We start from the raw sequence: 25,578 nt of genomic DNA, 5'->3' as shown, positions 1-25,578 counted from the left end.
GTACCGTGGACGCGCAACCCGAAAGGAGCGCCCCATGTCAAGCCCAGCATCGCCGGCAACAGCCGGCCTGTCAGCACGGGGCGCTGCGGCCCGCGATGCCATGCACGCGATCCGCAGCCTGGCGTTGATGGGCCCGGCCGCTGCCGGCAAAACATTGCTCGCCGAGGCGCTGCTGCACCGCGCCGGCATGCTGGGCGCGCCCGGCAGCCTGGAGCGCGGCAGCACCGTCAGTGATTTCGACCCGCTAGAGAAACGGCTTCAACACTCGCTCAACAGCGCGGTGATGCACTTCGCACACGATGGCACCCGGGTGCACCTGCTGGACACGCCCGGCACACCCGACGCGCTGGGCCAGTCGCTGCCGGCCCTCGAAGCGGTGGACACCGCCGCCATCGTCATCAATGCCGCCGCCGGCCTGGAGCCGATGGCGCTGCGGCTGATGGCGCAGGCCGCAGAACGTGGCCGGGACCGCATCCTGATCGTCAACAAGATCGACGCGCCCGGCGTGGACCTGCCCGGCGTGCTGGCCCAGCTGCAGGCCGCCTTCGGCCGTGAATGCCTGCCGCTGAACCTGCCCTCGGCCGGCGCAGCGCGCGTGGTGGACTGCTTCTTCCAGCGCCAGGGCTCGGCCGACTTTTCGTCGGTGGCCGACGCGCACCGCGCGCTGGTGGAGCAGGTGGTGGAGGTGGACGCGGCCTTTGTCGAGCGTTACCTGAACGAGGGCGACCTGGATGCCAGCGAGCTGCATGCGCCGCTGGAAGAGGCGCTGCGCCAGGGGCACCTGATTCCGGTCTGCTTCGTCTCGGCGCGCACCGGCGCAGGCGTGAAGGAACTGCTGGACGTGATCGTGCGGCTGTTGCCCGACCCGACCGAAAGCAACCCACCGGCCTTCCTGCGCGGCGAGGGCGAGGAAGCGCAGCCAGTGCAGGCCACGGCCGACCCGGCGCTGCCGGTGCTGGCCCATGTGTTCAAGGTGCTGCAGGACCCGTACGTGGGCAAGCTCGGCGTGCTGCGCGTGCACCAGGGCACCTTGAAGCGCGACATGCAGTTGCTGATCGGCGATGCACGCAAGCCCTTCAAGGTCGGCCACCTGTTCCGGCTGCAGGGCAAGGAGCACTTGCCGATTGATGAGGCGCTGCCGGGCGACATTGCCGCCATCGCCAAGGTCGATGCACTGCATTTCGACGCCGTGCTGCACGACAGCCCCGACGATGGCCGGCTGCACCTGGCGCCGCTGAGTTTCCCGACCCCCGTGCACGGCCTGGCGATTTCGCCGCAGCGCCATGGCGACGAGCAACGGCTGTGGGAGCTGCTGCAGAAGCTGGTCGACGAAGACCCTTGCCTGCGGCTGGAACATGTGGCCGCCACGCATGAGACGGTGGTCTTCGGGCTGGGCGAGCTGCACCTCAAGGTGCTGCTGGACCGGCTGCGTGAGCAGCACCACTGCGAAGTGCAGACCCAACTGCCCAAGGTCGCCTACCGCGAGACCATCACCGGCCAGGCGGTGGGCCAGTACCGGCACAAGAAGCAGAGCGGCGGCGCCGGCCAGTTCGGCGAGGTGCACCTGCGGGTGGCACCGCTGGCGCGTGGCGAGGGCCAGCGCTTTGTCGACGAGGTCAAGGGCGGCGCGATTCCCGGCAGCTTCATGCCGGCGGTCGAGAAAGGCGTGCACGAAGCGCTGGCCGCTGGCGTGGTCGCCGGCTTCCCCGTCGTGGACGTGCAGGTCACCGTGTACGACGGCAAGCACCACAGCGTGGACTCGAAAGACATCGCCTTCACCACCGCCGCGCGCAAGGCCACCTGGCTGGCGCTGCAGGAGGCGCGGCCGCTGCTGCTGGAACCCATCGTCTCGCTGGAGCTGCAGCTGCCCACCGGCTCGCTGGGCGACCTGACCGGTGATCTTGCGTCCCGCCGCGGCCAGGTCACCGGCACCGACCAGCTGGCCGGCGGCTGGAGCGAAGTGCGCGCACTGGCACCCGCGGCCGAATTGCAGGGCTACCAGAGCCGGCTCAACGCGCTGACCGGCGGCCAGGGGCGCTACACGCTGGCGCTGTCCCACCACGAAGCAGCCCCGCCGAATGTGCAGCTGCAGATGGCCAAGGAGTGGCAGCGGCACGACGAGGGCTGACGCCGAGATGCCGCGCCTTTGCGCGGCATCAAACCCATGGGCAATCCATGCGGCTCACTTTGCGAATCATTCGCATTTGCAGTAACATGAGTTCACTGCAATGCAGCAACGTGGCACCCCGCCAGTTGGCGCTGGCGGCCCTTGCGGCCAGCGTGTGTTTGACCGCCGCCGCTCCCGCCCGCCCCGTTTGTTGCCACCATGCGCCCGCTGCCCGTTCCTGCCCTGCCCGTGCCTTCGGGCGCCGCTGCCGCGCCGCCGGCGCCGCACGCCGCGGGTGGCTTCCGGTTCATCGAGCGCGAAGACCTGGGCGGGCGCAGCCGGCAACTGCTGAGCCTGGGCGTGCTGGCGCTGCACGCCGGCATCGTCTGGGCCTTGCTGCAGGCCAAGGGTGAAGCGCTGGAAGCGGCGCCTGAGCCCAAGGTCCTGACGGTGCAATGGATCGCACCACCAGCCCCCACGCCCAAGCCACCGGCCCCACCGCCACCGCGCGTGCAGAAACTGCCGCCACAGCCACCCCGGCCTGTGCTGGTGGCACCGCCCACGCCCAGCGCCGAAGCGCCCACCTTCACCGCACCGCCGCCGCCGGCTGAGCCGGCGCCGGTCGCGGTCGCCGCCGTGGCAGCGCCGCCCAGCCCGGCGCCTGCCCCCGCGCCAGCGCCACCGGCCGCACCCAAGCTGCTGCCATCCAGCGCGGTGCAGTACCTGGTGCCGCTGCAGCTCAGCTTCCCGGCGGCCTCGAAGCGGCTGGGCGAATCCGGCACGGTGCTGCTGCGCGTGGTCGTGACGGCGCAAGGCGTGCCGCGCGAGGTCAGCGTCAAGCAATCGTCGGGATATGCCCGGCTGGACGAAGCGGCGGTGCGGGCGATGCGCTCGGCGCGCTTCAAGCCCTACATGGACCAAGGCCAGGCGATCGAATGGACGACGCTGGCCCCGATCGAATTCAACCTGGAATGACCTGAACCGCCGACTCTCATGGACACCGTCTCGACCACCCAGGGCCTGGCCCATTTCCTCGCCCAGAGCGACGCCGTCGGCAAGACCTTGCTGGCGCTGCTGATCCTGATGTCCGCCGCCTCGTGGGCCATCATTGCCGGCAAGGGCGTTGCGCAATACCTGCGCCAGCGCCGCAGCAGCGAGTTCCTGAACCACTTCTGGAACGCCTCGACGCTGGACGAAGTCCGCCACGAGATCAGCACCCACGGCGCGCGTGACCCGTTTTCGCACCTCAGCGCGCACGCGCTTCATGCGCAGGTCCACCATGCCCGCCACGGCGCCTCGCGCCTGGCCGAGGCCGGCAGCGCCAGCGAGTTCGTCACCCGCACCATCAAGAAGGTGCTGGACGAGGAAACCACGCGCTTCGAGAGCGGCCTGACGACGCTGGCGACCGTCGGCGCGACCGCGCCCTTCGTTGGCCTGTTCGGCACTGTCTGGGGCGTGTACCACGCGCTGCTGGCCATTGGCATGAGCGGCGCCGGCACGCTGGACAAGGTCGCCGGCCCGGTCGGCGAAGCGCTGGTGATGACCGGCATCGGCCTGGCCGTGGCCATCCCGGCCGTGGTCGCCTACAACGCCTTCACCCGCAGCAACCGCGTGCTGGCCGGCCGGCTGGATGCCTTTGCCTTCGAGCTGCACAGCTTCCTGACCATGGGCGAGGCGCCCGGCGCCGGCCAGCAGCAGCTGGGCGCCAGCGTGAGGCCGCTGAAACCAGTGCCGCAGCAGGCCCAGACCCCGGCTTCGGCCTGAGGACCGCGCGATGGCTTTTGCTTCCTTCGACAAGCAGCGCGCGTCCGCGCCGCTGGCCGAGATCAACATGGTGCCGCTGATCGACGTGATGCTGGTGCTGCTGGTGATCTTCATCGTCACCGCGCCGCTGCTCACGCATGCCGTCAAGCTGCAGCTGCCGCAGGCCAGCAGCCAGGTCAACAACGTGCCGCCGGACAAGATCGATTTCGCGATTGACGCCAAGGGCCAGCGCTACTGGAACGGCGAGCCCGTGACCCGCGCCCAGGCCGCGGAGCGCTTCCAGGCCGAATCCGCGAAGCAGCCGCAGCCCGAGGTCCACCTGCGCGCCGACCACCAGGCGGCCTACGGCGCCGTCGCCGAAACGCTGGCCGATGCCGGCCGCGTGGGCCTGACCAAGATCGGTTTCGTCAGCGAACCCGATCCTCGCTGACGGCCCCAAATACCGCGCCCCTGGCTTTACGACGCCGCAACAACGGTGCCGTACCCTGCGGGGTCAACTGCTCCCGCGCCGATTCTTCCGCTCATGTTGTTGCACATTCCGCAAGTCCTGACCCCCGACGAACTGCAGACGCTGAACGCACGTCTGGACGGTGGCAGCTGGGTCGACGGCCGGGCCAGCGTCGGCCCGCAGGGTGCGCAGGTCAAGCGCAACCGCCAGCTGGACGACAAGTCGCCGCTGGCCGCCGAGTTGTCGCAGTTCGTCACCCGCGCACTGCTGCGCCACCCGATGTTCCTGTCGGCCGCGCTGCCGCTGGAAATCCTGCCACCCTACTTCAACCGCTACAGCGGCGGCGAGCACTACGGGGACCATGTGGACGGCGCCATCCGCTACCTGCCCAGCGGCAAGGCGCTGCGCACCGACGTCTCGGCCACGCTGTTCCTCGCCGAGCCCGAGAGCTACGAAGGCGGTGACCTGGTGGTGCGCGACACCTATGGCGAGCACCTGGTGAAGCTGCCGGCCGGCGACCTGGTGCTGTACCCGTCGACCAGCATTCACCACGTCGAGCCGGTCACCGGCGGCGAGCGCCAGTGCGCCTTCCTGTGGCTGCAAAGCATGATCCGCGACGACGCCCAGCGCGCCGCGCTCTACGAACTGGACCAGGCCATCCAGTCGCTGCGCGGCCGCATCGGCGACTGCCCGGAAACCGTCACGCTGACCGGCCACTATCACAACCTGCTGCGCCGCTGGGCTGATGTCTAAAGACCGCAATGCCTGGCTGCGCACGCTGCTGCAGTGGCACTGGATCAGCTCGGCGATCTGCCTGGTCGGGCTGCTGGGTTTTTCGATCACCGGCTTCACGCTGAACCACGCTGGCGAGATCGAGGCCAAGCCCGCCGTACACAACCAGACCGGCACGCTGACGCCAGACCTGCTGAAGCTGCTGGACGCCAGCCCGGCCGCGAAGAAGGACAAGGCCAATGCGCCGCTGCCGCCGGCCGTGCGCGACAAGCTGATGGCCGAGACCTCGCTGCGCTGGCCAGCCGAAACCGAGGCCGAGTGGTCGCCCGACGAGGTCTACCTGCCGCTGCCGCGCCCGGGCGGCGACGCCTGGCTGCGCATCGACCGCCACGAAGGCAGCTTTGAGGCCGAACTCACCGACCGCGGCTGGCTCGCCTACTTCAACGACCTGCACAAGGGCCGCCACACCGGCACCGCCTGGCGCTGGTTCATCGACCTGCTGGCCATTGGCTGCTGCCTGTTCGCACTGACCGGTCTGTTGATCCTGCAAATCCATGCCCGCCACCGCGCGCTGACCTGGCCGCTGGTGGGCGCCGGCCTGCTGCTGCCGGCCCTGGTCGCGCTGCTGCTGATGCATTGATCTGATTTTTGACAGCTCCCACATCATTCCTGTACCTCAAGGTGACCTGCATGCAACTCCGATATTCGATGGCCCTGGGCAGCGCGGTGGCGCTGAGCGCGCCGGCCTGGGCGGCCGACCTGCAGCTGCGCGTCGAAGTGCCGCGCCTCACCGTGGCCGAATACCACACGCCGTATGTGGCGGTGTGGCTGCAAAGTGCGGCCGACCAGAAGTTCGCCGGCAACCTGGCCGTCTGGTACGACGTGAAGAAGCGCGACAACGCCGGCACCAAGTGGCTCAAGGACATGCGCAGCTGGTGGCGCGTCAGCGGCCGCGCGCTGGAGATGCCGGTGGACGGCGTCAGCGGCGCGACGCGCGCGCCGGGCGAGCACACACTGAACCTGGGCAACGCCAAAGCCCTGGCCGAGCTGCCGCCGGGCCAGTACGAGCTGCTGATCGAAGCCGCACGCGAAGGCGGTGGCCGCGAAGTGGTCAAGGTGCCGTTTGCCTGGCCGGTGAAGACGGCCGACAGCAGCAGCGTCAAGGGCGAGCACGAGCTGGGCGCCGTGAGCCTCAGCGTCAAGCCTTGAGACCCCCAGGAGACACCCGATGAACACTTTCACAAGCTCCATGCGCCATACCGCGCTGACGACTGCGCTGGCCGCCACGCTGCTGGCCGGCCTGGTGCCGCTGGCCCACGCGCATCACCCGTGGATTGCGCCGACGGCGACGCTGGTGGACAACCGCGACGGCGCGGTCTCCTTCGACGCCGCGACCAGCGAAGCATTGTTCGAGTACGACGCCCGCGGCCTGCCGCTGGACGGCCTGGTCGTCACCGGCCCGGACGGCACCAACCTGGCCGTCGACAAGGACAAGCTCAACACCGCTTCGCGCCACCGCAGCAGCTTCGACCTGACGCTGCCCAAGCCCGGCACCTACCGCGTGGCCAACGTCAGCGAAACCGTGATGGCCAGCTACAAGCTGGGCAGCGAGACCAAGCGCTACCGCGGCACGCTGGAAGCCTGGGCCAAGGAAAAGCCGGCCGACGCGAGCGACGTGCAGGTCACGCAGATGCTCAGCCGCGTCGAGACCTTCGTCGCCCGCGACACGCCCAGCACCACCCCGATCACGCCGGTGGGCAAGGGCATCGAGCTGATCCCGCTGACCGCGCCGGTGGACATCAGCACCGGCGACACCAGCCGCTTCCGCGTGCTGGTCGACGGCCAGCCCTATGCCAATGCCGCCGTCAGCCTGCTGCAGGGCGGCAACCGCTACCGCTACAAGATGGGCGAGCAGAACTTCAGCACCGACGCCAAGGGCGAGTTCACCATCCAGTGGACCGAGGCCGGCCGCTATTGGCTGGGCATCAGCCAGGGCGGACGCGGCCCGGGCGGACCTGCCGCCGCGCCGGCCGCTGACGCCGCCAAGCCCGCCGCACCGGCGCGCCGCCTGAGCTACGCCGCCACGCTGGAAGTGCTGCCGCGCTGATCCACCGATGCCTTCTGCTGCCGCACCTGAACAGCGGCGGGTTTTGATCCCGCCCACGCTGCAGCCCGCGCCGCTGGTGCTGGGCCAGGCGGTGCATCGCCTGGCTGGGCGCAGCATGGGCACGACCTGGCAGGTCGACTGGGTCGGCCCGCGGCAGGTGCAACCCACGGCGGTGCAGCATGCGCTGCAAATCGCGCTGGACGAGTTGGTGCGGCAGATGAGCACCTGGGAGGCCGACAGCGAGTTGAGCCGCTTTTGCCGGCTGCCGGAGGGTGCATGGCAAGTCCTGCCGCCGGACTTTTTCCTGGTGATGCAGGCCGCGCTGCAGGTGGCCGAAGCCAGCGGCGGCGCGTTCGACCCAACGGTGGCGCCCGCCGTGGACCACTGGGGCTTCGGCCCCACCGGCCGGCACGACGAGGCCGGCTTCAGCGCGCCGGCCGCGGCGCTGCCGGTCGCTCCGGCCTGGCAGGCGCTGCAGCTGGACAGCCACCAGCACGCGATGCGCCAGCCCGGCGGCTGCCGGCTGGACCTGTCGGCCATTGCCAAAGGCCATGGCGTGGACGTGATGGCCAGGGTGCTGCGCGAACGCGGCATCGCGAGCTTCCTGGTCGAGCTGGGCGGCGAGTTGCGTGGCGAGGGCCACAAGCCCGACGGTCAGCCCTGGTGGGTGGCCCTGGAACACCCGCCAGGCGCCGAGTTGCCCAGCACCGTGCTGGCGCTGCACGGCCTCAGCGTGGCCACCTCAGGCGACTACCGCCGCGCCTACCAGGCCGGCGGCCAGGTGCGCTCGCACACCATTGACCCGCGCACCGGCGAGCCGGTCGCGCACGGCCTGGCCTCCGTCAGCGTGCTGCATGCCGACGCGATGTGGGCCGACGCCTGGGCCACCGCGCTGACCGTGCTGGGCCCGCAGGCCGGCCCGGCCTGCGCCCAGGCACAGGGGTTGGCAGCGCTGTTCATCAGCCGCGAGGCGGACGGCCGCTTCAGCGAACACCTCAGCCCGGCGCTGCGGGCCTTCCTGGCGTGATCGCCGAGCTGGAACCCAGCCGCCTGTGGGCGGCGGCCGGGCTGGTTGTGGCCTACGCGGCGATGTGCGCGGGCATCGTCTGGCGCCATCGCCGCCATGCCGCGCCGCCGGTGGACGATGGCCACGTGCTGGTGCTGCATGCCAGCCAGACCGGCCGCGCCGAACACCTCGCCGCCCAGACGGCCGCGCGCTTGCAGGCCGCCGGCACGCCGGCGCGCCTGCTCAGTCTGGCCGAGCTGGACCCTGCCGAGCTGGCCCACACGCGGCGTGCGCTGTGGATCATCAGCACCACCGGCGAAGGCGACCCGCCGGACCCGGCGCTGCCTTTCCTCAAGCGCGTGGCGCAAGAACAGGCAAGGCGCAACGGCCACCTGTCCGAGCCATGGCCTCCTTTCATGCTGCTGGCCCTGGGCGACCGGCGCTATGAAGCCTTCTGCGCCTTTGGCGAACAGGTCGAGGCGCTGTGCCATGCGCACGGTGCGCAGCCGCTGGCGCCGCGCATCGAACTGGACGGTGACGACCCGGCGAACCTGGCTCGCTGGTGGGCCCAGCTTGCGCCGCTGGGCGCTGCCGGCGCCGAGGCCGATGCCGCACTGGACGACCAGACCCTGGCCAGCGGTGCCTGGCGGCTGAGCGCACGCCAGTGGGTCAACCCCGGCAGCAGCGGCGCGCCGCTGTACCAGCTGGACCTCACACCCTCCGAGGGCCACAACAGGCCGGCCTGGCAGCCTGGCGACCTGGCGCTGGTGCAGGTGCCGGACGCGGCCGGCGTGCTGCAGGCGCCACGCAGCTATTCCATCGCCTCGCTGCCTTCGGAGCCCACGCTGCGGCTGCTGGTGCGGCTGCAGTCGCAGGCCGACGGCACACCCGGCCTGGCTTCGGGCTGGCTGTGCCAGCAGGCGCCGCTGGACACGCCCGTCGCGTTGACGCTGCGCGCCCACCCGCGCTTCCACGCCGCGCCCGAAGACCTGGCGCAACCGGCGCTGTTCATCGGCGGCGGCAGCGGCCTGGCCGGCTTGCGCGGCCACCTGGCGGCACGCGCCGAGGCGGCAGCGCGCGGCGAAGCGGTGGGCCCTGGCTGGCTCATCTATGGCGAACGCCACGCGGCACACGACAGGCCTTGCGAGCAGGACCTGGCGCGCTGGCTGCGCGGTGGCACGCTGCAGCGGCTGGACCGCGTCTTCTCGCGCGACGCTGCACCGGGCGCGCCCCGCCACGTACAGCAGCAGTTGCTGGCCGAAGGCGCGCGGGTGCAGGAGTGGCTGGCGCGAGGCGGGCGGATTTACGTCTGCGGCAGCCTCACAGGCCTGGGCCAGGGCGTGGACCAGGCGCTGCAGCAACTGCTGGGCGAGCCGGCGCTGGCCGAGCTGGCCGCGCAGGGCCGCTACAAGCGCGACCTTTACTGAGCAGCCCAGCAGCTTATGCCCATCAAGGCTTGGCCAACGATGTCTTGCCAGGCTGAGACACGAAGCTGCGTACCGCGGCTGCGCTGAAGCGCTCGGCGGGGATGGGCGTGCCGTCGGTGATGGTCAGCAGGCGCTCGTTGAGGAAGGCGCTGGCCTCGCCCAGCATTTGGTCCAGCACATCGCCTTCGGTCGAGCCGGAGCCTTTCAGCACGACCAGTTCGTGGTGCCCGTTGTGCACATAGAGCGGCTGGCGCTCGTAGAGGCAGTAGTCCGCCTCGGGGCTCTTGCCGTCATGGCCCTTGGCGGCCAGCCCGGCGGTCTTCATTGTCTTGGCCAGCACGTCGCTCTGCCAGACGCAGCGGGCGCCGCCGGCATCCTCGGCCGGCAAGCCGGCGAGGTCGTAGGCGTCGACCTTCTTGCCCGCACAAGCGGTGCGCCCCGCGCCCTGCGTGCTCAGCTCAGGCTGGGACGCTTGCGGGGCGGTGTAGTCGATCATCTCCCCCAGCGGCGTGGAGCCACCGAGGGTTGCCTCGCCGCACACGTCGCCGGCCCAGGCGTGGCGTTCGGCGAACAGCGCCAGCGCGCAGCTGCCACTGGCCGGATCGGCCGCGACCCGGCGCACGGTGGTGTAGGTGGCATGGCGGGCGCCGTCGAAATACTCCTCGGTCTCGGTGACCCTCAGCTTGGCAAGGTAGTCGTCCGATGGCAGCCTGGCCGGCGCCGGTGTCGGCGGCAGGTTCTTCTCCAGACGGCAAGCCTCCACGCTGACCAGGATGCCGTTCTTCAGGCCCTCGACATTGCCCAAACCGGCGCGGTGCAGGTAGATCGGCGTGCGGCTGTCCGGTGCAACGCCGGCGGCCGGCACAAGCGGCGCAGCGCCTGCCAGGGTCAGCGCAAGGCAGCAACGGTTCAGGAGCTTCAGTCGGAGAGAAGAAATGGCGTGCATGCGGCGATTTTGATGCAGGCCGCCTCGCCAGCGGCCGACCCTGCCGGCCGTGGGCAGGGCAAGGCGGCTTTATCATCGGGGCCATGGAGTTTCCCCGCGACGTGGCCGCCATTCGCCTCGACAACGCGCTGGTCCTGTTCGACGAATTTGTCCGCAGCACTGTCAAACACGCCGACGCCGCCACCTTGCGTGGCCTGGAGCGGCGTTTCGCCGAACGTCTGCAAATACAACCCAGCTACTGGAGCCAGATCAAGGGCCGCTCGCGCCAGATCGGCGAGCGGCTGGCGCGCCAGTTCGAACAATGCTGCCAGAAGCCGGCCGGCTGGATGGACCAGCCGCATGCCGGCGGCCGCGCCGCGCTGGGCCTGGGCGGCACCGACGAAGCGGCCGAGCACCCGCTGCCGCAGGACGACGACGAACGTTTCATCGTCGGCCTGGTATTGACCTACTACCGCCGCCACCCGCAGCGCGCCCGTACCCGGCTGCTGGACCTGCTGGGCGAAGTGCTGGTGCCCACGCCTGCCGCCGAGCCCAGCCCGGCGCCGGCAACCCGCAGCGCGCCGCTGCCGGCGCCCGGCTCCGGCATCGTGCGGCCACCACCACCTCCGCCGCCTGCGCCGGAAGACCCGCACGCGCTGTGGCTGAAGCTGCAGACCGGCGTGGCGCCGCTGAAGAAAAAGCGCTGAGCCCGCGCAGCACCGCGCGTGGCAGCCGGCGCCCGTTGCTCAGAGGCGGCAGGCGAGTTTGCGCAATTCGTTGCTCAAAAGATAAAAAACACTTGCGCAAGATAATCAGTTGTTTATCATCGCGGCACGTTGATTGATGCAGCGCTGAGCCGCGACACCGCTTTCTCCCCGGAAAGCGCCGCCGGCCCCCAGCGCCAGCCCTCACCGCCCCGGCGGGTGACGGCGCCTGGTTCGGAGCCTCGGCTCCCAAGCCTGGCGGCTCCCGCACCTGCCGGCCCTGCCACCTGACTGGAATGCCAATGCTGTTGACCTTGTGGACCCGTGCCGCCCGTGCTGCTTTGGCAGCCACGGTTGGCGTGGCCCCGATGTCGCCCGTGCATTGCCCGATCCGCCCTCGCGGCCGCTGCTGACTTCGTTCATCGGCGCGTTCCGCTGAAGCGGCCCGGGTGGTGTGTCCCTCGGGCCGTTTTGCTTTGTTCATTGCGTTTGTCGCCAACCTGCCCAGCCCCGGGCAGCGCCGCCGCATGCGCCAAGGAGATTTTCATGAAGCTGACCCTCACCCCGCAAAAGCCCCGCAACCCGCTCGCCACGCTGGCCCGCCAGCGCCGCGCCGGCTCGCACCAGCCCTCCGGCAAGGCGCAACGCCAGCAGCAGCGACGCTCGCTACAGCGTGAGATGCACTTCGCCGCGCCCGATAGACACAGCCCCTGAAACCCGACCCTGGTCCCACCTGCGCATGCGTGGGACCGTCTGGAGCCTCCCATGCACCGCCGCCTGATTGCCGCGCCCGCCCATGGCGCCCTGCCTGTTGTTGACCTCTTGCCCGCGCCCCGGCGCTGGCTCGCTCGCCTGTTGCGCCGCTCGGGCGCCGGCCTGAGCCTCGTCGCCCGCCGCCTTGCCGGGCGCACGGTGCGCCCGGTCGGACCTGCCTGTGAATTGCCGACCATCGAGTTCCACGCCGTGCACAGCGACGCCGGAGCACCCGAAGGTGCGTTGTACGTGAACGGCGAGTTCGTCGGTCGCATCGATGTGAGCCGCATCTGAACGGCCCTGCCGGCGTCAGGAAAAACCCCTGGCGTCGGCGGGCCTCGCTTCAGCCGAGCACACGACATGCCGATAGTCAAGGGGAAGCCCCTTGCTGCCCGCCCCGTCGTTTGCCATGTCCCAGATGCCCTCAGCCCCCCTGCCCACCACCGGTCACCCGCATGACCTGGCGGGCTGGGTGCGCCTGTTCCAGCACGCCGAGCTGCCGGTGCTGGCGCGCACCGCGGCCGCACTGGAAGAGCTGCGACCGATGGAGGACGAGGTCGACGCCCGCATGGTGGCCGAAGCGGTGGGCGTCGACCCGCTGATGACGCTGAAGGTGCTGGCCCGCACGGCCGAGTTGCATCGGCAGCGCCGTACCACCGATGCCGAAACCATTTGCGAAGCCGTGGTGCTGATGGGCATCACCCCGTTTTTTGCCGGTTTCGGACCACAGCCCACGGTGGAGCAACACCTGGCCAGCCAGCCAGAAGCGCTGGACGGACTGAGGGCCGTGATCAGCCGTGCCGAGCGCGCCGCCCGCTTCGCGCTGGCGTTTGCAGTGCACCGCCAGGACCACGACGCCGGCGTGATCCATGAAGCCGCGCTGCTGCACGACTTCGCCGACATGCTGTTGTGGCTGCATGCGCCCACGCTGGCGCTGGAGATGCAGCAGCGCCAGCAGGCGGACCCGACGCTGCGCAGCGCCACGGTGCAACGCCAGGTGCTTGGCGTCACGCTGACCGAACTGCAGCATGCACTGATGCTGGCCTGGCACCTGCCCGAGCTGCTGGTCAACATCACCGACGACCGGCACGAGGAGGCTTCGCAGGTGCGCAACGTGCTGCTGGCGATCCGCCTGGCGCGCCACACCAGCCGCGGCTGGGACAACCCGGCCGTGCCGGACGACGTGCGCGACATTGCCACGCTGCTGAACATGGCGCCCGCGCCCACGCTCGGGCTGCTGCAGGACCTGGACGCCTGACCGGGCGCCTGCCGCCAGCCAGGCGGCGACCATCCAAGGAGGGTGGTGCCCGGTCGCCATCCCCCAACGGAGCGATGGCGCGCAGCTTGCGTACAGGCCGACACTTCGCGCCTGCCATTTCGCGCCGGTTGACCAGCCGGCCTGCTTTCCGCCCATGTCATCTTCCGTTTCCCGCCGCAGTGCGCTGCTGCTGTTCCTGGCCCTGTCACTGGCGGTGGGCTGCGGACTGGCGGCACTGCCGGCCCTGGATCCACTGGCCTCGCTGCGCGGCCACGACGCACCAATGGGACTGGTGACCGCGCTGCTGCACCTGAGCACCGCCTGGCTGGCCACCGCCGCTTGCCGGCAGTGCCTGGCGCAGCGTGTGCACCCCGGCTGGGCGCGGACCTGGGTGGGCGGGCTGCAAGCCGGTGCGGTGCTGCTGGCCTGGACGCTTTGGCTGCTCAGCTGGCAGACCGCCGCACACGACGCAACGGTCGAAGCCGATGCCAGGGCGCTGCTGTGGCTGCAGACGCTGCCGCTGTGGCTGGGCCCGGCCGGGCTGCTGACCCGGCGAATCTTGTCAGCCGACGGCCAGCACAGCGCCCGTGTCGGCCGGCGCGAGCCCCAGCGCATGGCAGACGGCGGCAAAGCTCTCGGGACGCTGCATCAGGTCCACATGGGCTGCACCCGCGACGTGCAGGACGGCGCTGGCGCCCGGCAAGACCGCGCTGCGGGCGGGGAACACGATGTTGTCGCAGTGGCTGAACAGGCACACGAACAAGGCCTGTCTTGAGGCGGATTCACTGGCCGCCAGCGTGCTGAGCCAGGCGCTGTGCTGGCGCATCTGTTCGCCATTGGTCCGCCGCGAAAAGCCTGCCAGCCAGGTGCCGTGGTGCGGTGAGCCCATGGTCACCACACCATGCACCCGCGCGTCGCTCCCGCCACCGGCCTGGTTGGCTCGCAGCCACGCGCGGATCGCCAGCCCGCCCATGCTGTGGCCAACCAGCAGCGGTGGCCGGCCGGTCAGCTGGCTGAGCTGGCGCACCGCCGTTTCCAGCGTCGGCACGTAGTCGTCGATCGAGCCGAACACCGGCTCCAGCGACACGGCAATACACGGCACGCCCAGTGCGCGCAGACGGCGGATCCAGGGGTTCCAGAAGCCACGGTTGCACAGGAAACCGTGCACCAGCACCACGCCGATGCGGCCTTGCGCATCGCCGGGCAGGACGTCCGGCTCGGCTTGGCTGCGAAAGGGCTGGCGCCAGCAGAAGACCTGCGGCGCGGTGCACACCTCGGCCCACCAGGCGGCCAGCCACTGCGCAGCGCTCGCCGTTGGAACGGTGGATGCCGCGTCGCGCCGGTTCTGCCACGCGGCCAGTGCGCAGGTCAAACCCAGCCAAGCCGCGTGGCCGCACAGGCCCAGCGCCAGCAGCGCCAAGGCCCAGCCGGCATGGCCTTGGGCCAGCAAGCAGCCTGCGCCACCCAGCACCAGTGCAAAGCCCAGCAGCGTCAGAAAACGCTGCCAGCGCGCCACCATCGGTCTGTTCCTTGTCGTGTCATCTGAAGTTCTCGGGGTTCCGGGCCGCCGAGGCTGCCGCCCGCGCCGGGCTCAGGCCAAACTGACCGGATTTGCACCGAGGCGCTGCGCCAGCCCGGTGGCCAGCCGGTTCGCCAGACCATACACCGAGAGCTGCGGGTTCGCGCCGATGCTGGTCGGAAAGAGAGACCCGTCGTGCACAGAAAGGTTCTCGATCTGCCAGTGCAGGCCGTCCGGCCGCACCACGCCCCGGGTTTCGTCGCCGGCCATGCCGCAGCCGCCCATCACATGGGCGCTGACCACGCGGGTCAGCAGCGGCTGCATCGGCAGGGTTTCGATCATGGCTCGCGCCTCGGGCCAGCGGCCGGCTGCACGGGCCATCTCATGCACCGGCATGACCTGCGTGGCGCCGGCGGCGAACTGGATCTCGGCCATGCTCAGCAACGCGCGCCGGGCGCCTTCCATCACGAAAGGCGTCAGCGGGTAGTCCAACTCAGGGCTACCGTCGCTGCGAAGCCGCACCTGGCCACCGGGCGACTGCTCATGGAAGCCATCACGGAGCAAGGCCAACAGCGAATGCGTGTTGGGGAACTGGCGCAGCGACTCGGCCTGCTCGCGGCCGAAACCAATCAGCGAGGACGAGAAAATCACCGGGTGCAGCGGTGGCACTTCGAGCTTGTAGCCCATCGGCCCGTCGGCCGCGGCGGTGTGCAGGAAATGGTCGCTGTAGATGCTTTGCGGCGCGCCGCGCCAGCCTTCGACCGGTTGTGGCATCAGCGCGGCCGAGATCACCACCGGATGCAGGAAGGTGCGCGCGCCCAGGCGCTGGTGCGGGTCCGGCGCCTTGGAGCGCAGCAGCAGGCCAGGCGAGTTGATCGCGCCACCGGCGACGACCACGTGCTTCGCGACGATGCGGGTGCCGCCGCCCGCGGCCACGCTGCCGTCCAGCTGCACCGGCACGCAGTGCAGGGCCTGCACCCGGCCGCCCCGCAATTCGAGCTGTTCCACGCGAGTCTGCACCAGCAGCGTGGCACCGCCGGCCAGCGCGGCGGGCAGCGTGGTCACCAGCATGGACTGCTTGGCATTCGTCGGGCAGCCCAAGCCGCAGGAGCCGAGGTTCCAGCAGCCTTTGACGTTGCGGCGGATGCTGCCGTTCTCCAGCCCCAGGCTTTCGGTGCCGCGGCGCAGCAGGTCGTTGTTCTCGTTGGGCGAGGTCAGCCAGGGCGCGATGGACAGCCGCTGCTCGGCCTGCTCGAACCATGGCGCCATGCCGGCTTCGGTAAAGTCCTTCAGGCCAAAGTGGCTGCGCCAGTGGGCCAGCGTGTCGATCGGCGTGCGAAATGAGGTCGTCCAGTTGACGGTGGTGGAGCCGCCCACGCAGCGGCCCTGCAGGATGGTGATGGCCTGGTCCACCGTCTTGCGCGCGGCGCTCTCCTGGTACAGCGTGGGGTAAGCCTCGGCCTCGATCTGCCGGAAGTCGCTGCTGGAGCGCAGCGGCCCTTCTTCAACGATCACCACCTGCAGCCCGGCGCGCGTGAGCAGTTCGGCGGTGATGCCGGCGCCGGCGCCGCTGCCGACGATGGCCACGTCGCAGGTCAAGGAGGCCGGCAACTCGCCATGCGGGCCACCCTTCACATGCCAGCCGGCCGCCAGGCCGGCGCGGATGGGATCGGGGATGCTGGACACGGCAGCCGCCGCGGCCAGGGGAATCGCCGCACGCGGCGCGCTCGAACGACTGAACAGGCTCATACGGCTTGCGGCCCCGGATAGCCCATCGCGGCCCAGGTGCTGGGGTCGGCAAAATAGGCGGCGTTGGTGAGGTCGCGCAGTGCGTGGTAGACCTGCTGGCGCGTGGTGTTGGACGACATGCGCAGCGACTGCAGCATGTTCGCGAGCTGGTCCGGCGTGGCCTGGGCCCAGTCGACCGGCAGACCGGTGAGCGCCAGCCGGCCAGGCGCCATGCACAACACGGCCAGCAGTTGCGAGATCTGCTGGCGCGTGGCCGGCGCCAGCCCGCGCAACGAGGCCTCAAGGCGAACCAGGTGCGCCTGCAGGGCTGCAGCACGTGGTGCTGGTGCATCGGGCAGGCTGCCGTCCAGCACCACGCCGGCAACTGCCGCGAACAAGCTGCGCGCGGCTTGGCTGAGCCTGTCGTCGCGCCAGCCCGGAGCCCACAAGACGGCGCCGGTGCCGGCCAGGGCCAGCAGCACGCCGGCTGTCCCGCCCAACTTCAACCAGGTTCTTCTTTGCATGGCCGGCAGTGTGGCAGGGCCATGCCGGCCAAATCCAGGGCCCTGCGAGCCAGCCTGCTTCATGACAAACCCTGAGCTTCCCAGGCAAGGGTCTGTGCTGTCTCGCTAGCGACAGGAGAACCACGGTAGCGCGATGCCGCCGGCTGGGGCAGCATGCGCTCGCTTCTTCAACCGTCTCTCTGCCTTGACCACAGGACTTGCCGTGTCGACTGCCGCACTTTCCCACGCCCCCTGGCTGCAGCATTACCCGCCCTCGGTGCCGGCCACCGTGCGCACAGATGGCTACACCTCGCTGGTCGCCTTGCTGGAAGAAGCCTGGCGCCAGCACGCCAGCCGCGACGCATCAGACTGCATGGGTGCCCGCATGACGTTCGGCCAGGTGGACGAACGCTCGCGCGACCTCGCCGCGTGGCTGCAGGCCAAGGGCCTTCGCAAGGGCGACCGCGTCGCGGTGATGATGCCTAACCTGCCGCAGTACATGGTGGTGATGGGCGCGATCCTGCGTGCGGGCTGCGTGGTGGTGAACGTGAACCCGCTCTACACGGCACGCGAGCTGGTGCACCAGCTGAAAGACTCGGATGCGCAGGCCATCATCGTGCTGGAGAACTTCGCGCACACGCTGGCTGAAGTGGTCACGCAGACCTCCGTCAAGCATGTGCTGTTGTGCGCAATGGGCGACCAACTGGGCCTGGTCAAAGGCATGGTGGTGAACTTCGCGGTGCGCCACCTGAAGAAGATGGTGCCGGAGTTCCGCCTGCCGCTGGATGGCGTGCGAACGGTGACCCGCTTCAACAAGGCGCTGGCCGAGGGCGGCAGCCTGAACTACAAGCCGGTGCCGCTGACGCCCGACGACGTGGCCTTCCTGCAGTACACCGGCGGCACGACCGGTGTGTCCAAGGGCGCAACGCTGCTGCACCGCAACGTGGTGGCCAACATCCTGCAGTCAGAGGCCTGGTTCAAGCCGATGCTGGACAAATTGGGCGACAAGCAGCTCACCGTCGTCTGCGCGCTGCCGCTGTATCACATCTATGCGCTCACCATCTGCTACATGATGGGTGCACGCCTGGGCATGCTGAACCTGCTGATCCCCAACCCGCGCGACCTGCCGGGGCTGATCAACACCTTGTCCAGGCACAAGGTCAACATGTTCCCCGCGGTCAACACGCTGTTCAACGCGCTGGCCAACGACCCGGCCTTCGCGCGGCTGGACTTCTCCGAGCTGGTGGTGTCCAACGGCGGCGGCATGGCGGTGCAGCAGGCGACGGCCGAGAAGTGGTTGAAGATCACCGGCTGCCCGGTGGTCGAGGGCTATGGCCTGTCAGAGACCTCGCCTGTTGCGACCAGCAACCGGCTGGACGTGCGCGAGTTCAGCGGCAACATCGGCGTGCCCATCCCGTCGACCGAGATCGCGATCCGAGACGACGATGGCCGCGACATGCCGGCCGGCGAGCCGGGCGAGATCTGCATCCGCGGCCCGCAGGTGATGGCCGGCTACTGGAACCGGCCGGACGAGACCGCCAAGGTCATGACGCCCGACGGCTACTTCAAGAGCGGCGACGTCGGCATCATGGACGAGCGCGGCTACGTGAAGATCGTCGACCGCAAGAAGGACATGATCCTGGTGTCGGGTTTCAACGTGTACCCGAACGAGATCGAGCAGGTGGTGAACCTGCACCCGGGTGTGCTGGAGTGCGCCGCGGTGGGCGTACCGGACGAGAAATCCGGCGAGGCGGTCAAGCTGTTCGTGGTCCGCAAGGATCCGGCGCTGGACGAAGACGACATCGCCGCCTACTGCCGCGAGAACTTCACCGGCTACAAGCGGCCTAAGTTCATCGAGTTCCGTGACGAGCTGCCCAAGAGCAACGTGGGCAAGGTGCTGCGGCGCGAGCTGCGCGTGGCCAGCCCCGCCTGAGCGACGGGCTGTGATGGCGTGGCAACGGGCGCTCGGGCTGCAGCTGCTACAGCGCGACTGGTTGTCGGCCAACCACGTCGTGTTCGCGGCCGACGGGCCGACGCCAGCCACCGTGGTCGACACCGGCTACGCCCGCCACGCGGACCTGACGCTGGCGCTCCTCGACCGCGCGCTCGCTGGCGCAGCGCTGGGCCGCATCGTCAACACCCACCTGCACTCGGACCACTGCGGCGGCAACCGAGCGCTGCAGGCTCGCGGCGAACCGCAGACGCTGGTCCCCGCAGCGTCGTTCGAGGCCGTCTCGCAGTGGGACGAAAGCCGGCTCAGCTACCGGCCCACAGGCCAGTACTGCGAGCGCTTCCGGGTCGATGGCGTGCTGCGGGACGGCGACACAGTCCGGCTGGGCCCGGCCGACTGGCAGGTGCACGCGGCGCCCGGACATGACCCGGACGCGCTGATGCTATTTGAGCCGCAGACGCGCACGCTGATCTCGGGCGACGCGCTGTGGGAAGACCGGCTGGCCATCATCTTTCCCGAACTGGAAGACCAGCCGGGCTTCGAGCCGGCGGCGCAGACGCTGGCTTTGATCGAGCGCTTGGCGCCGCGAAGCGTCATTCCCGGCCACGGCGCCGCATTCGAGGACCTGCCGGCCGCACTGGCCGCGAGCCGCGTGCGCCTGAAGGCCTTCAGCGCCGAACCGGCGCGCCACCTGCGCCATGCCGCGCGGGCGCTGGTGATGTTCCACATGATGGAGATGCGCGAGCGCGAGCGCGCCGAGCTCACCGTCTGGCTGCAGCGCACCCCGCTGTTCGCCGCGATGGCCACGCGCAGCGGCACGCCCGGCGGCGCCGCGGCCTGGGCCCACGCGCTGCTGCAGGGCCTGCTGGATGACGGGCTGTTGACGCAGGTCAGCGAGACCTTGCGCTTGTCCGCTGCCCTGCCTGCCTGAGACGGGCCTCGTGGTCGTCGACAATGGCGGCATGTCCTTGCACCGGCAGGTCTTTTTCTTCGGCGGCTTCGATCCGCGCTCCCCGCGGCACTACCACCGGCTGTACCGCGCTGCGGTGCGCGAGCGCCAGCCCGAAGCCAGCGAGCAGGTGAAGGTCGGCCCGCGCCAGGAAGCCTCGGCGATTCGCGATGAATGGGACGTGCACTGGCAGGCGCCTGATGGGGAAACACGGCTGACCCGCTACGCGGTGATGCGCTGGGACGACATCGTGCTGCAGCACTGGCCGCGCCACCTGCGGCAGGCTTTGAAGGACCTGTATCAGCTGCATGTGCGTGCGCAGTTGCACGGCGTGTTGACCCGCGTGCGCCGGCATGCGCCGAACATGCGCCAGTTGGCGCAGATGCCGCTGTACGTGGCCAGCGGCACGGCAGTGGGCGTCGCGCTGGTCATGTCACTGCTGAGCTGGTTGACGCCGCTGCCGGCCTGGCTCGCCGCAGTGCTGGGCGTGGCGGCTTGGCTGCCGCTGTGGCGCACCGTCGAGAAACGCCTGGACGGCGAATGGCTGCTGCGCCTGTACGCCTTCGTCAACGCATTCGCCGAAGGCCGCGTGCCGGCGATGGAGGCGCGGCTGGATGCGCTGGCCGACGAGCTGGTGCAGCAAGCGCGGCAAAGCCGCGCGCGCGAGTTGCTGGTCGTTGGCCACAGCGTGGGCGCCATCATGGCGGTCAGCGTGCTGGCGCGGGCGGTCCAAAAAGCGCCGGAGCTGGGCGCGCCGGGTGGGCCGCAGATTGCGCTGCTGACGCTGGGCCACTGCACGCCGCTGATGGTCTGGCAGCTGCCGGCCGACAAATTCCGCGAGGAGCTGGTGCGGCTGCGTGCGCATGCGCCGCTGGTGTGGTGGGACTTCACCGCACCGGCTGACTGGGCTGCGATGGCCCAGATACCGCCTTGGATGGACGGCAATGGCGCCGCCGCGCAACTCGAAGCCCGTTCGCCGCGCTTTCACCAACAAATGTCGCCCGAAGCCTACGCGCAGCTCCGCCGCGACCGCCACCGTCTGCACATGCACTACCTGCACGCACCTGAGCGGGCGGGCGGCTACGATCCGGTGACGCTGACCGCCGGGCCGCTGACGCTGGCCGACCGGCAAGCCGCTTTGGCCAAGCCCCGCGCCTCCTGACCTCGCCGCTTTTGATGACCCATTTCCGCCCGCACTACCCACCACCTGCGCCCCGCAAACCGGGGCCGTGGCAGCTGTTTTTCCACAAGCGCCGCTCCTGGCTGGACGGGCTTTATGAGCGCAGCTACCGCATGAAGATGGGCGAGATCCACCTGCCGGGTGTGGACCTGTACATGGTCAACGAGCCGCCGCTGGTGCGCCAGGTCATGGTCGAGCAGGCGGCCGACTTCCCGAAGCACGAGATGCTGGGCGACGCGCTGCGGCCGCTGCTGGGCGACAGCATCTTCACGACCAATGGCGCGGTCTGGCAACGCCAGCGCGAACTGATGAACCCGTCCTTCGAGGCGGCGCGAGTCAAGCGCGTGTTCGGCCGCATGCGCGACGCGGCCGATGCGATGGTGCAGCGCTTGCGCGCGGTGCCCGAGGACAGCGAACACGACCTGGAAGTGGAGATGACGCACGTCGCGGCCGACATCATCCTGCGCACGATTCTTTCTCAGCCCCTGGACGGCGAGAGCGCCCACCGGGTCTTCGAAGCTTTCGAGCGCTACCAGGCGCTAGCCCCGAGACTGATGATGCCGGCGTTTTTCGGCCTGCGCTGGTTGCGGCCCTGGTGGCTGCAGCGCCAAAGTCACCGCGCAGCGGTAGAGATCCGCTCGCTGCTGGTCGGCATGATCCGTCCGCGCTACGACGCCTATCAAATGGCGCTGAAGGCCGGCGACGAGGCGGCCGCGCTGCCCGATGACGACATCCTTGCGACACTGCTGCGCGTTCGCGACGCGAAGACCGGTAAGGGCTTCGATTTCGACGAGTTGGTGAACCAGGTCGCCATGCTGTTCCTAGCGGGTCACGAAACCTCGGCCAGCGCGCTGTCCTGGTCGCTGCACCTGCTGGCGCACGCGCCGGAGGTGCAGCAGCGCATGCACGATGAGGCCGTCGCCGGTCTGGTGGGCGTGGAGACGCTGGACCACGACGAGGCGGCCGGCCGCGTCAAGGACATGGTGCTGGTGCGCAATGTGTTCCGCGAGACCTTGCGCCTGTTCCCACCGGTCGGCTTCTTTGCACGCCAGGCAGCGGTCGGCTGCACGATGCGTGACAAGCAGGTCAAGCCCGGCGCTTCGGTGGTCATCTCGCCCTGGCTGATCCAGCGCCACCGCGAGCTGTGGGCGGCGCCGGATGACTTCGATCCGGACCGCTACGAGCGCGAAGCCTCGGATGCGGAAGTCGCCGCTGGCTGTCCTCACGCCCGCGAATCCTTGCGCAAGGCCTACCTGCCGTTTGGCATGGGGCCGCGGGTCTGCATCGGCACGGCGTTTGCGCTGCAGGAGGCCTCGCTGATCCTGGCAATGCTGGCCCGTGAATTCCGTTTCGAGCCGGTGCCGGGCCACGTGCCCCAGCCAGTGGGCCGGCTGACGATCCGAGCCGACAATGGCATCCGGTTGAAGGTCCATCGGTGGCAGGCGGGATGAGGGCATGAAGGAGCGGCTGGCGGGTTTTGTGTTGATGACGGCGATCGTGCCGCTGGCGGTGTCCGGCTACCTGCTGCTGGTATGGGTCGGTTTTTTCGGCCGCACCGAGCGCGGCCGGGCCGGTGTGCGTGCGCTGGACCATTTCGTCAATGCCACGCTGTTCAATGGCTACGCCTGGGAGTCGGTCTCCTCGCATGCCTGGCGCATGCGGCACCGGCGGTGGGCGCGGCTGGTGATCTGGGTCACCGACAGTTTCCAGCGCGGCCACTGCCAGCGTGCCAACAAGCGTGAGCAACCCATCGTCGACCTGATGCTGGCCAAGGGCCTGCACAAGCAGACGATCTTCTGAGGCGGCGCGTGTCCACCCCGTCCTCTTCAGATGCAGAGGCCAACAGGCCGGTGCGACGTCGGCATGTGCTCTACCTGGGCGGCTTCGATCCGCAAGGCCCGGCGCACTACCACGCGATGTACCAGCGCGAAGCCGCCAAGCAGGCAGCGGTCAGCGGCTACACCTTGACCGTTGGGCCACGCCTGCGCGCGGGAGCGCATGCCGCGACCTGGGCGCTGTCCTGGCAGAACCCGGGCGGCGAAGTCTGCGAAACGGACTATGAATTCCTGCGCTGGGACGATTTCGTGCGCCAGCACTGGCCAAAGGGCCAGGCCAAGCTGATCGGCATGACGCTGCGGACCACCTGGCGAATGTTGGCCAACGGTTCACTGTGGCGCATGCTGCAGACCAGCTGGCCGGCCTTCCTGGCCATCAGCGCACCGGGGCTGATGATCGTCGGCGTGACGCTGGCGCTGCTGCTTCTCTTCCTGGCCGCCGTGGGCCTGGAAGCCGCCACCGCGAGCCTGTGGCCCGCGTTGGCCTTGCTGGTGTTCGGCCTGCCCAGCCTGTTCTTCGCCGCGCGCTGGCTGCAGGCGCGCACACAGATGGCCTGGCTGATGCGCAGCGCCACCGTAATCTTGCAACAAGCCTGCGGCCAGACGCCGGACCTGGAAGCCAGGTTGGACGAATTCGCCAGCCGGCTGCACCAAGTGCTCAGTCGGCCGGACTTGGACGAGGTGCTGGTCGTCGGACACAGCTCGGGCGCAATGCTGGCCGTCAGCGTGGTCGCGCGCGCCTTGCGCATGGCCGAAGCGACAGGACTGCCATCCTCGAGTCGCCTCAGCCTGTTGACGCTCGGCCAGTGCATGCCGGTGTTGAGCTACCAGCCAGAGGCGACGGCGTTCAGGGCCGAACTCAACACGCTGAGGCGGGCCCCCGAACTCTTTTGGCTGGACGTGACCGCCCCGCCGGATGGTTGCTGTTTTGCACTGCACGACCCGAGCGGCATCTGTCTCGATGGCCTGTCCACCGCGCCCGAGGGCGATCTGGGCGGCGCAAAGTGCGTGTCGCCGCGTTTTGCGCAACTGTTCAGCGCGGCCACCTATCGAGAGGTGAAACGCGACAAGTACCGCTGCCATTTCCAGTACCTGATGGCCGGCGAACGGGTTGGCTTTTACGACTTCTTTGCGATCACCGCCGGCGGGTCCGCGCTGGATCGGCGCTTTGAGGCGGCGCCCGCAGTGCAGGGCTTTCGCGATCTGCAGCGCTTTGGCAGCCCGGCGCGCTGATGCCCTCCGCCCGCCTGCGCTTCGCAATGGTCACGCTGGGCAGTGCAGGCGACCTGCACCCCTACCTGGCCATCGGCCGCACGCTGGCTGAACGAGGTCACGAAGTCCATCTGCTGAGCCAGGCCCCATACGAGCAAGCAGCACGCGCCGCGGGTCTGCAGTTCACCGCCGTCGTTGACGCAGCCGCGCACAACAAGACGCTGAATCATCCACGGCTGTGGCAACCGATCGCTGGCTTTGGCGTGCTGTGGCGGCATCTTTGCGTGCCGGCCATCGGCCCCACGATCGACGCATTGCGCGCGCTTGCAAACGGCAGCGCAGAACCGCTGCGCGTGCTGGCTTCACCACTGGCCGTCGGCGCCCGCCTTGCGCAAGACATCCTGCCTTTGCGCTTGTGGACGGGCTATACCGCGCCCAGCGCGCTGAGGAACGTCGAGGATCCGATGTTCATTGGTACATGGCAGGTGCCAAAGCTTGTGCCAGCCCCGGTGCGCCAATGGCTGTGGAAGGGCGTGGACCGCTGGAAGCTGGAGCCGATGGCACGTCCGGTGCTGACACGCTGGCAACAAACACTTGGCGCAAAACGGCTGCCAGGCAGCATATTCGGCGACTGGGTGCATTCACCAGGCGGCGGCTTGGCCTTGTACGACGCCAGCTTCGCTCGCGTGCCGGAACGCTGGGCGCGGCGCGGTGTGGTCAACAGCGGTTTCCCACTTTTTGAAGCGGACGATCAGGCCCTGCCGGTCGCTCTGTCCGAGTTCCTCGACGCCGGGCCCAAGCCCGTCGTGATCTTCGGTGGATCAGCCGGCAGCACCGACCATCTTGGCATGCTCGCCTTGCAGGCGGCCGAACAACTGGGATATCGCGCGGTTCTGATCCGATCCGAACAAGCCGGCCAACGGGATGAAGCGTCCAACTCCAAGAGCAGCAAAGTACACATCACCGGCCCCGTCAGTTTGATGCATCTGCTCCCGCGGGCAGCCGTCTGGATTCACCATGGTGGCATCGGTAGTTGTGCACAGGGACTGGCATCAAGCACACCACAGCTGGTGCTCGCTTCGGCCTATGACCAGCACGACAACGGGCAACGACTGGCGTTGATCAATGCCGGCGCATGGTTAGACAGTCAGGGCCTAGACATCCCCGTGATAAGCAAGACACTTGCTCGGGTGCTAAACCAAAAGTATTTGGGCAAGTCTAACAATCCGGCTCGGTCACTGCCCGGCCGTCCCAATCTCGCCAGCCAATTTGCCGCGGATCATCTATCGCACGAGTAAACGGAACCGAAATGTCACCCGCCATGAACAGCGTGACGTATGGCGCAGTCGTTCAAAATCAAAAAAACCCTCGGCACCGAAGTAGCGAGGGTTCGTTCTTCAGAGAAGAAACGCCCGGCAAAGACCGGGCGTTTTACTCTGGTATTAGTAGCCTGACGATGTCCTACTTTCA

The 25,578-nt window shown here is 69.1% G+C and carries 25 protein-coding genes; 21 read left to right on the top strand and 4 right to left on the bottom strand.

The genetic code is table 11. The features are described from left to right. Positions 1–34: 34 nt before the first annotated feature. The 10 genes from fusA (at position 35) to LRH25_RS29625 (ending at position 9,591) form a co-directional block, all read left to right on the top strand. Positions 35–2,128: an elongation factor G gene (gene fusA / locus LRH25_RS29670; RefSeq protein ID WP_141287943.1), complete on the top strand. Its 2,094-nt coding sequence runs from the start codon at positions 35–37 to the stop codon at positions 2,126–2,128. Positions 2,129–2,326: 198 nt separating this feature from the next. After that, complete coding sequence (locus LRH25_RS29665; RefSeq protein ID WP_231013060.1) at positions 2,327–3,082, top strand: energy transducer TonB; 756 nt, start codon at positions 2,327–2,329, stop codon at positions 3,080–3,082. 18 nt (positions 3,083–3,100) lie between these two features. Then, positions 3,101–3,871 (top strand): MotA/TolQ/ExbB proton channel family protein, encoded by a 771-nt coding sequence (locus LRH25_RS29660; protein WP_141289984.1) that lies wholly within the window; start codon positions 3,101–3,103, stop codon positions 3,869–3,871. A 10-nt stretch (positions 3,872–3,881) separates the two neighbouring features. Further along, positions 3,882–4,301 carry an ExbD/TolR family protein gene (locus tag LRH25_RS29655; protein ID WP_141289983.1) on the top strand — a complete coding sequence of 140 codons (420 nt, stop codon included), beginning with the start codon at positions 3,882–3,884 and terminating at the stop codon, positions 4,299–4,301. Positions 4,302–4,394: 93 nt separating this feature from the next. After that, complete coding sequence (locus LRH25_RS29650; RefSeq protein WP_141289982.1) at positions 4,395–5,072, top strand: Fe2+-dependent dioxygenase; 678 nt, start codon at positions 4,395–4,397, stop codon at positions 5,070–5,072. Then, positions 5,065–5,691, top strand: a complete 627-nt coding sequence (locus LRH25_RS29645) for a PepSY-associated TM helix domain-containing protein (RefSeq protein WP_141289981.1) — start codon at positions 5,065–5,067, stop codon at positions 5,689–5,691. The genes LRH25_RS29650 and LRH25_RS29645 overlap by 8 nt, the downstream gene beginning before the upstream one ends. A 50-nt stretch (positions 5,692–5,741) precedes the next feature. Continuing rightward, positions 5,742–6,260 (top strand): DUF2271 domain-containing protein, encoded by a 519-nt coding sequence (locus tag LRH25_RS29640; RefSeq protein ID WP_141289980.1) that lies wholly within the window; start codon positions 5,742–5,744, stop codon positions 6,258–6,260. Positions 6,261–6,279: 19 nt separating this feature from the next. Then, positions 6,280–7,158 carry a DUF4198 domain-containing protein gene (locus LRH25_RS29635; protein WP_231013059.1) on the top strand — a complete coding sequence of 293 codons (879 nt, stop codon included), beginning with the start codon at positions 6,280–6,282 and terminating at the stop codon, positions 7,156–7,158. A gap of 7 nt (positions 7,159–7,165) precedes the next feature. Then, positions 7,166–8,185 (top strand): FAD:protein FMN transferase, encoded by a 1,020-nt coding sequence (locus LRH25_RS29630; RefSeq protein ID WP_231013058.1) that lies wholly within the window; start codon positions 7,166–7,168, stop codon positions 8,183–8,185. Then, positions 8,182–9,591 (top strand): NADPH cytochrome P450 oxidoreductase family protein, encoded by a 1,410-nt coding sequence (locus LRH25_RS29625; protein WP_231013057.1) that lies wholly within the window; start codon positions 8,182–8,184, stop codon positions 9,589–9,591. Before LRH25_RS29630 ends, LRH25_RS29625 begins: the two co-directional genes overlap by 4 nt. Positions 9,592–9,613: 22 nt before the next feature. On the opposite strand, the gene LRH25_RS29620 is transcribed toward LRH25_RS29625, so the two are convergent. Then, positions 9,614–10,537: a hypothetical protein gene (locus LRH25_RS29620; RefSeq protein ID WP_141291931.1), complete on the bottom strand. Its 924-nt coding sequence runs from the start codon at positions 10,535–10,537 to the stop codon at positions 9,614–9,616. A gap of 83 nt (positions 10,538–10,620) precedes the next feature. Between LRH25_RS29620 and LRH25_RS29615 the strand changes: the two genes are divergently transcribed. The 4 genes from LRH25_RS29615 to LRH25_RS29600 all read left to right on the top strand — a co-directional run bounded on the left by LRH25_RS29615 (position 10,621) and on the right by LRH25_RS29600 (position 13,231). After that, positions 10,621–11,223 carry a hypothetical protein gene (locus LRH25_RS29615; protein ID WP_231013056.1) on the top strand — a complete coding sequence of 201 codons (603 nt, stop codon included), beginning with the start codon at positions 10,621–10,623 and terminating at the stop codon, positions 11,221–11,223. Between the two features lie 543 nt (positions 11,224–11,766). Beyond that, complete coding sequence (locus LRH25_RS29610; protein WP_231013055.1) at positions 11,767–11,934, top strand: hypothetical protein; 168 nt, start codon at positions 11,767–11,769, stop codon at positions 11,932–11,934. A 51-nt stretch (positions 11,935–11,985) separates the two neighbouring features. After that, the gene (locus tag LRH25_RS29605; RefSeq protein WP_231013054.1) at positions 11,986–12,267 is read left to right on the top strand and encodes a hypothetical protein; all 282 of its coding nucleotides are present in this window, start codon (positions 11,986–11,988) and stop codon (positions 12,265–12,267) included. 115 nt (positions 12,268–12,382) lie between these two features. Then, the gene (locus LRH25_RS29600) at positions 12,383–13,231 is read left to right on the top strand and encodes an HDOD domain-containing protein (protein ID WP_141291904.1); all 849 of its coding nucleotides are present in this window, start codon (positions 12,383–12,385) and stop codon (positions 13,229–13,231) included. A gap of 562 nt (positions 13,232–13,793) precedes the next feature. Here LRH25_RS29600 and LRH25_RS29595 read toward each other — a convergent pair. The 3 genes from LRH25_RS29595 to LRH25_RS29585 all read right to left on the bottom strand — a co-directional run bounded on the left by LRH25_RS29595 (position 13,794) and on the right by LRH25_RS29585 (position 17,002). Further along, on the bottom strand, positions 13,794–14,750 hold the full coding sequence (locus tag LRH25_RS29595; RefSeq protein WP_141291635.1) for an esterase/lipase family protein: 957 nt from the start codon (positions 14,748–14,750) through the stop codon (positions 13,794–13,796). A gap of 72 nt (positions 14,751–14,822) precedes the next feature. Next, positions 14,823–16,436 (bottom strand): GMC family oxidoreductase, encoded by a 1,614-nt coding sequence (locus tag LRH25_RS29590; RefSeq protein WP_231013094.1) that lies wholly within the window; start codon positions 16,434–16,436, stop codon positions 14,823–14,825. Positions 16,437–16,495: 59 nt separating this feature from the next. Continuing rightward, a complete protein-coding gene (locus LRH25_RS29585; protein ID WP_141290144.1) occupies positions 16,496–17,002 on the bottom strand; it encodes a hypothetical protein in 507 nt (168 codons plus the stop codon). Positions 17,003–17,204: 202 nt separating this feature from the next. On the opposite strand from LRH25_RS29585, the gene LRH25_RS29580 reads away from it, so the two are divergent. The 7 genes from LRH25_RS29580 to LRH25_RS29550 are packed head-to-tail and all read left to right on the top strand — an operon-like array spanning position 17,205 to position 25,406. Continuing rightward, positions 17,205–18,914 (top strand): long-chain-fatty-acid--CoA ligase, encoded by a 1,710-nt coding sequence (locus LRH25_RS29580; RefSeq protein WP_310733365.1) that lies wholly within the window; start codon positions 17,205–17,207, stop codon positions 18,912–18,914. Positions 18,915–18,927: 13 nt separating this feature from the next. Continuing rightward, complete coding sequence (locus tag LRH25_RS29575; RefSeq protein ID WP_231013053.1) at positions 18,928–19,863, top strand: MBL fold metallo-hydrolase; 936 nt, start codon at positions 18,928–18,930, stop codon at positions 19,861–19,863. Positions 19,864–19,894: 31 nt separating this feature from the next. Continuing rightward, a complete protein-coding gene (locus tag LRH25_RS29570; protein WP_141286237.1) occupies positions 19,895–21,043 on the top strand; it encodes a hypothetical protein in 1,149 nt (382 codons plus the stop codon). A gap of 14 nt (positions 21,044–21,057) precedes the next feature. Continuing rightward, complete coding sequence (locus LRH25_RS29565; protein WP_141286239.1) at positions 21,058–22,512, top strand: cytochrome P450; 1,455 nt, start codon at positions 21,058–21,060, stop codon at positions 22,510–22,512. A gap of 4 nt (positions 22,513–22,516) precedes the next feature. Then, positions 22,517–22,861: a hypothetical protein gene (locus LRH25_RS29560; RefSeq protein ID WP_141286241.1), complete on the top strand. Its 345-nt coding sequence runs from the start codon at positions 22,517–22,519 to the stop codon at positions 22,859–22,861. Positions 22,862–22,869: 8 nt separating this feature from the next. Continuing rightward, complete coding sequence (locus tag LRH25_RS29555; protein WP_141286243.1) at positions 22,870–24,129, top strand: hypothetical protein; 1,260 nt, start codon at positions 22,870–22,872, stop codon at positions 24,127–24,129. Continuing rightward, positions 24,129–25,406 carry a glycosyltransferase gene (locus LRH25_RS29550; protein WP_141286245.1) on the top strand — a complete coding sequence of 426 codons (1,278 nt, stop codon included), beginning with the start codon at positions 24,129–24,131 and terminating at the stop codon, positions 25,404–25,406. The genes LRH25_RS29555 and LRH25_RS29550 overlap by 1 nt, the downstream gene beginning before the upstream one ends. Positions 25,407–25,578 lie beyond the last annotated feature (172 nt).

The sequence above is a fragment of the Ideonella azotifigens genome (genome assembly GCF_021043325.1).
Taxonomy (GTDB): Bacteria; Pseudomonadota; Gammaproteobacteria; order Burkholderiales; family Burkholderiaceae_C; genus Ideonella; species Ideonella azotifigens.
The sequence above is the reverse complement of the archived record's forward strand: the minus strand, read 5'-3'. Positions and strand labels throughout refer to the sequence as shown.

What these genes read in the sequence shown, in the direction of transcription:
- LRH25_RS29595 (WP_141291635.1), bottom strand. Translation starts at nt 14,750, where the DNA reads ATGGTGGCGCGCTGGCAGCGTTTTCTGACGCTGCTGGGCTTTGCACTG.
- LRH25_RS29550 (WP_141286245.1), top strand. Translation starts at nt 24,129, where the DNA reads ATGCCCTCCGCCCGCCTGCGCTTCGCAATGGTCACGCTGGGCAGTGCA.
- LRH25_RS29665 (WP_231013060.1), top strand. Translation starts at nt 2,327, where the DNA reads ATGCGCCCGCTGCCCGTTCCTGCCCTGCCCGTGCCTTCGGGCGCCGCT.
- LRH25_RS29655 (WP_141289983.1), top strand. Translation starts at nt 3,882, where the DNA reads ATGGCTTTTGCTTCCTTCGACAAGCAGCGCGCGTCCGCGCCGCTGGCC.
- LRH25_RS29600 (WP_141291904.1), top strand. Translation starts at nt 12,383, where the DNA reads ATGTCCCAGATGCCCTCAGCCCCCCTGCCCACCACCGGTCACCCGCAT.
- LRH25_RS29575 (WP_231013053.1), top strand. Translation starts at nt 18,928, where the DNA reads ATGGCGTGGCAACGGGCGCTCGGGCTGCAGCTGCTACAGCGCGACTGG.
- LRH25_RS29570 (WP_141286237.1), top strand. Translation starts at nt 19,895, where the DNA reads ATGTCCTTGCACCGGCAGGTCTTTTTCTTCGGCGGCTTCGATCCGCGC.
- LRH25_RS29660 (WP_141289984.1), top strand. Translation starts at nt 3,101, where the DNA reads ATGGACACCGTCTCGACCACCCAGGGCCTGGCCCATTTCCTCGCCCAG.
- LRH25_RS29605 (WP_231013054.1), top strand. Translation starts at nt 11,986, where the DNA reads ATGCACCGCCGCCTGATTGCCGCGCCCGCCCATGGCGCCCTGCCTGTT.
- LRH25_RS29620 (WP_141291931.1), bottom strand. Translation starts at nt 10,537, where the DNA reads ATGCACGCCATTTCTTCTCTCCGACTGAAGCTCCTGAACCGTTGCTGC.
- LRH25_RS29560 (WP_141286241.1), top strand. Translation starts at nt 22,517, where the DNA reads ATGAAGGAGCGGCTGGCGGGTTTTGTGTTGATGACGGCGATCGTGCCG.
- LRH25_RS29565 (WP_141286239.1), top strand. Translation starts at nt 21,058, where the DNA reads ATGACCCATTTCCGCCCGCACTACCCACCACCTGCGCCCCGCAAACCG.
- LRH25_RS29635 (WP_231013059.1), top strand. Translation starts at nt 6,280, where the DNA reads ATGAACACTTTCACAAGCTCCATGCGCCATACCGCGCTGACGACTGCG.
- LRH25_RS29615 (WP_231013056.1), top strand. Translation starts at nt 10,621, where the DNA reads ATGGAGTTTCCCCGCGACGTGGCCGCCATTCGCCTCGACAACGCGCTG.
- LRH25_RS29650 (WP_141289982.1), top strand. Translation starts at nt 4,395, where the DNA reads ATGTTGTTGCACATTCCGCAAGTCCTGACCCCCGACGAACTGCAGACG.
- LRH25_RS29630 (WP_231013058.1), top strand. Translation starts at nt 7,166, where the DNA reads ATGCCTTCTGCTGCCGCACCTGAACAGCGGCGGGTTTTGATCCCGCCC.
- fusA (WP_141287943.1), top strand. Translation starts at nt 35, where the DNA reads ATGTCAAGCCCAGCATCGCCGGCAACAGCCGGCCTGTCAGCACGGGGC.
- LRH25_RS29645 (WP_141289981.1), top strand. Translation starts at nt 5,065, where the DNA reads ATGTCTAAAGACCGCAATGCCTGGCTGCGCACGCTGCTGCAGTGGCAC.
- LRH25_RS29610 (WP_231013055.1), top strand. Translation starts at nt 11,767, where the DNA reads ATGAAGCTGACCCTCACCCCGCAAAAGCCCCGCAACCCGCTCGCCACG.
- LRH25_RS29640 (WP_141289980.1), top strand. Translation starts at nt 5,742, where the DNA reads ATGCAACTCCGATATTCGATGGCCCTGGGCAGCGCGGTGGCGCTGAGC.
- LRH25_RS29585 (WP_141290144.1), bottom strand. Translation starts at nt 17,002, where the DNA reads ATGCAAAGAAGAACCTGGTTGAAGTTGGGCGGGACAGCCGGCGTGCTG.